The sequence below is a fragment of the Psychrobacter sp. AOP31-B2-9 genome (assembly GCF_052378005.1).
Lineage (GTDB): Bacteria > Pseudomonadota > Gammaproteobacteria > Pseudomonadales > Moraxellaceae > Psychrobacter.
In genome coordinates, this window is sequence record NZ_JBQSXG010000163.1 from 1 (window position 1) to 6,215 (window position 6,215).

The following is a 6,215-nucleotide window of genomic DNA, read 5'->3' on the forward strand; positions in this document are numbered from 1 at the left end:
AACTGTTTTTAATGAGAGGGTACTATGACCCAACCACGGCGTACTATCGAGCAATTACTGCACCAAGGTATTCTACCTCTCAAAAATACCGAGGCGGCAGCAACTCACCTAGAAGTCTACCCCAGCAAACGTACTTGGCTAACGTTTTTTGATAAAGCCTTGCTCATTATTGGCACGATAGCACTGGTCTTGTCCTTAGTTTTCTTTATCGCCTATAACTGGGTAAATATAGGCAAAATGGGTAAATTTGCTTTGGTAGAAGGGGCGTTATTTATCACGATTGCCCTTTACGTTGTGCTCTCTTTTAGACAGAAATTTCAGCTAATCCGGCAGCTTTTACTGCTCATTGCCAGCGTGATTACCGGTAGCTTGTTGGCACTGTTTGGGCAGGTGTATCAGACGGGCGCTGATACCTGGCAGCTGTTTTTTGGCTGGGCCGTATTGATTGTGCCTTGGGTCGTTATCGCGCGTTTTCCTGCACTGTGGCTGTTGTGGCTTGGGCTGATAAATGCTGGTCTGATGCTATATCTTGATTTGATAGATTTGTCATTTATTAATCATATTTATCAAAACGTTGTTCAAGTATGGCTTCTAGCACTGATTAATTTTATCGCCTTCAATACTTGGGTTATCAGTACTGAAAAGCAAACACTTCAAGCAGCTACTACCCATACCAACCTCACTTCTATTATTCCTCCTAAAACAAAAAGGCAGACCAAATCCAGCTTACACTGGAGCACTTATATCGTCGGTCTACTCAGTACTTGCTTTATTACCTATCTAGCGGTTTTCCCTGTCTTCGAGGGTGGCAATCGCTTAGCTACGCTTATCTCTGTTATATCTTGGCTTGGCTGGTGCGGCTTTATGCTTTGGCAATTTTATCAACGTCGAATCGATTTGCTGATGCTCACTTATCTGTCATTTTCTATCATTACCGTGGTGATGTTTTGGGTAGGAGAATGGCTATTAGATGACTTCGATGCGGGTGGGCTTCTAACTTTAGCGCTGTTGCTGATTGCAATGAGTTCAGCAGCGGTGATGTGGCTACGTAAGGTTGCTCGTTTAAATCACGAAAACAGTGTGCCAAGTACGGTAGCCAGAGGTGACATAGACCATAAACACCCAGACACTACTCTTTTACAGCTACAACAGCTTGGACTTATTGATGCAAATGCTATTGATAATGATGCTCAGACCGACCAAACCGTTAATAATGACCCTCAAGACCATAACCCTTGGTTTATACAAGTATTCTTTGGTTTTAGCGGCATTCTCGCCAGTCTATTTTTTATCGGTTTTTTAACCTTATTGCTAGAAAATACTGGCGTACTCGATAGTGCGATAGCGAACTTTGTCATGGGCATGGTATTAAATATTGCTGGCTTTATCTTATTTAAAAATAAACACCTTCGCCGTAGTATATTTTTAAACAGCTTAGCCTTTACGATTAGCGTAGCTGGACAAGTCTATGTGGCGTACGCATTAATTAGCGGTGATATTGAGCACCCCTTTGCTATATGGTTATTTTTATTGTTTCAAAGCAGTATGACCTTCATCGTGCCGAACTTTATTTACCGCATACTAAGTAGCTTGGTTGCTTTGGGCTGCGTGGTTTATTTACTTAACTACTATCATCTGCCTGAGATCAGTTTGGGATTGTTGGCACTGACTGTTGTTATCAGTAATTTACAACGTTATCGCCTATTACAGTCCGTTTCTATCGACTGGCAAGCGACCATTTTTGACCCTATCAAAGCAATTGGCTATGCCAGTACACTGATGCTGTTGTGCGTTTCTGTGTACTTTATCGCGGCTGAATATGGAAATAGCTTTGACAGTTATAGTACGGCTTTCAGCTACAACTATTATTTAGCCCAAGGGCTGCTCATTATTGCTAGCCTCTATGGTGCTGCTTTAATTCTCAAACGCTATCAAGTCAGTTTCCTATCAGCAGCAGGAATTATCGTTGGTTGCACTATTGCCATACTTGGCGTTATGTCGATTTACGTCTCAGGCTTATTGGCAACCAGTTTAATTATCATCATTGCTGTCGCCAATAGTCAGCGCCTATTGCTAGGGTTTGGTATTGTGGCGTTGGTCAGCTATATCTTTTGGTACTACTACCAGCTCGATACGTCTTTATTGGTCAAATCCGTCTCCATGCTGGTCATCAGTATCGCGCTATTACTTATGCGTTGGACGCTTATTAAAGGCTATCTTGCAAATATAAAATCGAGCGCCAACGATCATCAGGAGCGCCTATCATGAAAGATAAAATTCTGACCAAGCGTTTAATTAAAGAAACATCGCCGACCATGCATTGGCTACAAAAACCGGCAGTCATGATTGTTATTGCCCTTCTTGGATTGGCGCTGGTATTGGGCTTGATGATGATGAATATCAACAAATACGAAACCCATCTTGCCACTGGCGATACGGTATTATTAGCGCTTGCCCCTGTTGATCCGCGCGGCTTTATGCAAGGCGATTATATGACCCTCAGTTATGCGCTAGAGCCTGATGTTTTTGCAGCGTTGCGACCCGAAACGCGTGAAAGAAACTTAGAGAGTTTAGAAAGCTTGCAGCCAGATTTTCGAATCTATAAACCAAGTGACGGCTATGTAATCGTCAAAACCGATAGCAACAATGTTGGACAATTTGTGCGTTTAGCCAAAACCAATAGCCGAGATGACCTTAATAGTTTAGCTGTCAATGAGTTGGCTATTCATTACCGCATCCGTAACGGTAGCGTGCAAGTGGCGACCAATGCTTTTTTCTTTCAAGAAGGTCATGCCAAGTCATTTGAAGCGGCACAATATGGCTTGTTCCGCGTCAATGCTAAAGGCGAGCCGTTACTGACTGAGATGGTAAACGATAAATTTCAAATTATTAAAGGGGTTGATGTTGAGGATAAGGCTGAATTAGCTGATGACTCCTCTCATTAATTAATAAAAGCTAGCCAGCTAACAACCTTCATTAACCAAACTGATATTGCGATAAATACGCGCGGCTTGTTACTGTGGCTTGTCGTTTTAAATATTTGGTGGTGTATCAAAAAGTATGCTGGAGTAATAAAAGAAGGGTGACAGCCGAAGCAAGATGATATATTTGAGGTTATGAAGACACAAATACAGATCAATTGCCCCGACTGTCACAGTCCCAGTTTTTCGATACACGGCAAAAAAAGCTATGGCAAGCAGAACTATCAATGTAAGGACTGCAAACGCCAGTTTATTGGCGATCATGCCCTAACTTATAACGGCTGTCACTCTAGAATAGAAGATAAAATACGGCTAATGACAGTGAGAGGCTGTGGCGTCAGAGACATTGCTATTATAGCCTCAGTTAGCATTGGTAAAGTGCTTAGCACCATAGGCTCATCTGTTTATAAGATTGCGCCTAAGAAGCGCTATTATGAACGCTTAGAGGTTGATGAGTTTTGGACTTACGTGTATCGCAAGAAGCGTAAAGTTTGGCTTATTTATGCTTATGACCGCGCTACCAATGAGATTGTTGCTTATGTTTGGGGCAAACGTGACCTGAAAACAGCTAAGAAGCTAAGAGCCCGTCTTAAACAACTGAAAGTCAGCTATGGCTCTATTAGCATGGATAACTGGGATAGCTTTATAACCGCATTCAAGCCTGACAAGAAACAAATCGGCAAGCAGCATACGGTAGGCATAGAAGGTAATAACTGTCGCCTTAGGCACCGATTGCGACGAGCCGTTCGAAAGACCTGCTGCTTCTCAAAGAAGTTTGATAACCACTTTAAGGTGTTTGATTTGGTATTCTTCTATGTCAATTATGGCTATGTCTGATGCCAGCATACTTTTTAGAACACCACCCTTGAGTTTAAGAGAGCTCGTTTATGATGACACAAACGCTAAACCTAGTGACCACCAAAGATGGCGAACAAATCGCTGTTTGGAAAATTGTCGATAGCAAAATAGCTAACACAGTCACTGATACGCTAACCACAAATACCTCTGTAATAAAGCCACAAAACATATTTCTAACGCACGGGACATTTTCAGACAAACAAACCTGTCTCAAAATTGCTGAGTATCTAGCTGGCCTTGGACATCATTGTTACATCATGGAATGGCGCGGTCATGGTAGCAGCTCAACGCCCAAAGAAAAATTCAATTTCGAAACCGTTGCCACCTATGATTACGAAGCCACTTTTCGTTACTTTTTTGATGAATTAAAATTCGATAATTTGCATTGCATCACACACAGCGGTGGCGGTATTGGTTTGATTATGTTTCTGATTCAGAACCAATACTATATCGATAAAATAAACAGCATCAGCATGTTTGCCTGCCAAGCCTATGGCGCAGCATCAAAACCGATTAGCCATGCAAAAATTATTGCCGCCAAAACACTCACGCGACTGCTTGGCCGTATCCCTGCCAAAAAATTAAAGATGGGCACCTGTGACGAAAGCGACTATACGATGCGCCAGTGGTACGACTGGAACCTACAACAAAACTTTAACAGCAGTTTTATTAAAAAAAGTACGTTTAACCAGCCTAGCAGTGGTACAAATGGTGGTGATGAGCCTTTGGACTATCGACAACAGATGCCAAATATCACAATACCTGTCTACGCCATCAGCGCTAAAGGAGATAAATTTATTTCCCCTGCCTATGGCTGTCGGCAGCTTTTTGATGACTTTAAGAATTCTGATAACGTCTTTCGAGAGTACTCGCGCAGTAATGGCGATTTAGATGACTATACGCACAGCCGCATCATGGTTAGCCGTAATGCGGCTACAGAGATTTGGCCGACAGTGACGGCGTGGATCAAAAAACATTCCAATTAACATTTTAGCTATGTTTATGGTGTTTCGTTATACAATCATTGGTGGTTATACCGCACCAAACATCTTTACACTTGTCAGCAAGTCATAGGCTGTGTCAGTATTGAGGTCACTAAGTTGTTTTTACCCATAAAATATAAAAAGCAGGAAGTTGGCGGACATGAGTGAATCATCAGAGCAGAGTTTGACTAAAAACAATAAGCACTATCGTTATTTGGTTTTTATTGGTCGTTTCCAGCCGTTCCATCGTGGACACAAAGCGGTCATCGACGAAGCATTAAAACGCTCGGATGAAGTGATTATGCTCATTGGCTCAGCCAACCTGCCTCGTAGCTTGCGCAATCCATTTAGCGTTGCTGAACGTGCAACGATGATCAAAGACGCTTACTCAGCAGAGGAAGCAGCACGTATTCATTGCGTTGGTCTAGATGATGCGCTCTACAACGACACACGCTGGCTACAGTATGTGCAAGCGGGCGTAAAATCTGTCACTGGTGATTTGCAGAGCGATATCGGCCTGATTGGTCATTCAAAAGACAGCTCATCATACTACTTGTCATTGTTTCCTAACTGGGATTCGGTATCAGTGCCCAATTATCACAACCTATCGGCGACGCCTATCCGAGATAGTTATTTGATGGGCGCTACGCCGACACCTGAGCGCACGCCTGAATCTACTCGTAATGTATTGAATGACTTCAAACAGACGGCTAAATACCAACAGCTACATGAAGAAGCAGATTTCATCGACAAGTACAAAAGGCAGTGGGAATCAGCTCCCTATCCACCGACTTTTATGACGGCTGATGCGTTGATTGTACAGTCGGGTCATATCTTGTTGGTAGAGCGCCGTAGCATGCCAGGGCGTGGATTATGGGCGCTGCCGGGTGGGTTTTTAAACCCAAAAGAGACATTGTTTGACGCTTGTATCCGTGAACTGCGTGAAGAAACTCGTCTCAAAGTTCCTGAACCAGTATTACGTGGCTCTTGTCACAGTCAGCATACTTTTGACGACCCATATCGCTCGGCACGTGGCCGCACGATTACCCAAGCGTTTTACTTTCAACTTAAAAACGATCCAAAAGGTCTGCCAAAAGTAAAAGGTGGTGATGACGCTGCCAAAGCATTTTGGCTACCGCTGGCAGAGCTAGACGCTACCATGATGTTCGAAGACCATTATGCGATTATCACCAAAATGGTCGGGTTGTAGCGTTACATATCACTGACCAATTAGTACATTATTTGATATATCTTACCCAAGGATAGTCTATATAATTTATTTTCACAGTTGTTTGATTTCTAAAACCTGATTTATCATTTTTGCATATATTTTTGTACAATCAGTTTCACCGCCCGAGTCGATAGACGGCAAGGGTTTATCGCCAAAGCTGTT

Annotated in this window: 5 protein-coding genes; all 5 read left to right on the top strand. The window is 42.8% G+C overall.

Features of this window, described 5'->3' with window-relative positions:
* Positions 1-24 precede the first annotated feature (24 nt).
* The 5 genes from ACT3SX_RS13315 (at position 25) to ACT3SX_RS13335 (ending at position 6,032) form a co-directional block, all read left to right on the top strand.
* Positions 25-2,268, top strand: coding sequence for a DUF4401 domain-containing protein (locus ACT3SX_RS13315; RefSeq protein WP_192523716.1), 2,244 nt, complete (start codon positions 25-27; stop codon positions 2,266-2,268).
* Positions 2,265-2,945, top strand: a complete 681-nt coding sequence (locus ACT3SX_RS13320) for a GDYXXLXY domain-containing protein (RefSeq protein WP_225735403.1) — start codon at positions 2,265-2,267, stop codon at positions 2,943-2,945. The genes ACT3SX_RS13315 and ACT3SX_RS13320 overlap by 4 nt, the downstream gene beginning before the upstream one ends.
* Positions 2,946-3,116: 171 nt before the next feature.
* Positions 3,117-3,818, top strand: coding sequence for an IS1 family transposase (locus ACT3SX_RS13325; protein WP_198333450.1), 702 nt, complete (start codon positions 3,117-3,119; stop codon positions 3,816-3,818).
* Between the two features lie 50 nt (positions 3,819-3,868).
* Positions 3,869-4,825 (top strand): alpha/beta fold hydrolase, encoded by a 957-nt coding sequence (locus tag ACT3SX_RS13330; protein WP_192519898.1) that lies wholly within the window; start codon positions 3,869-3,871, stop codon positions 4,823-4,825.
* A 157-nt stretch (positions 4,826-4,982) separates the two neighbouring features.
* On the top strand, positions 4,983-6,032 hold the full coding sequence (locus tag ACT3SX_RS13335) for a bifunctional nicotinamide-nucleotide adenylyltransferase/Nudix hydroxylase (RefSeq protein ID WP_192519897.1): 1,050 nt from the start codon (positions 4,983-4,985) through the stop codon (positions 6,030-6,032).
* Positions 6,033-6,215 lie beyond the last annotated feature (183 nt).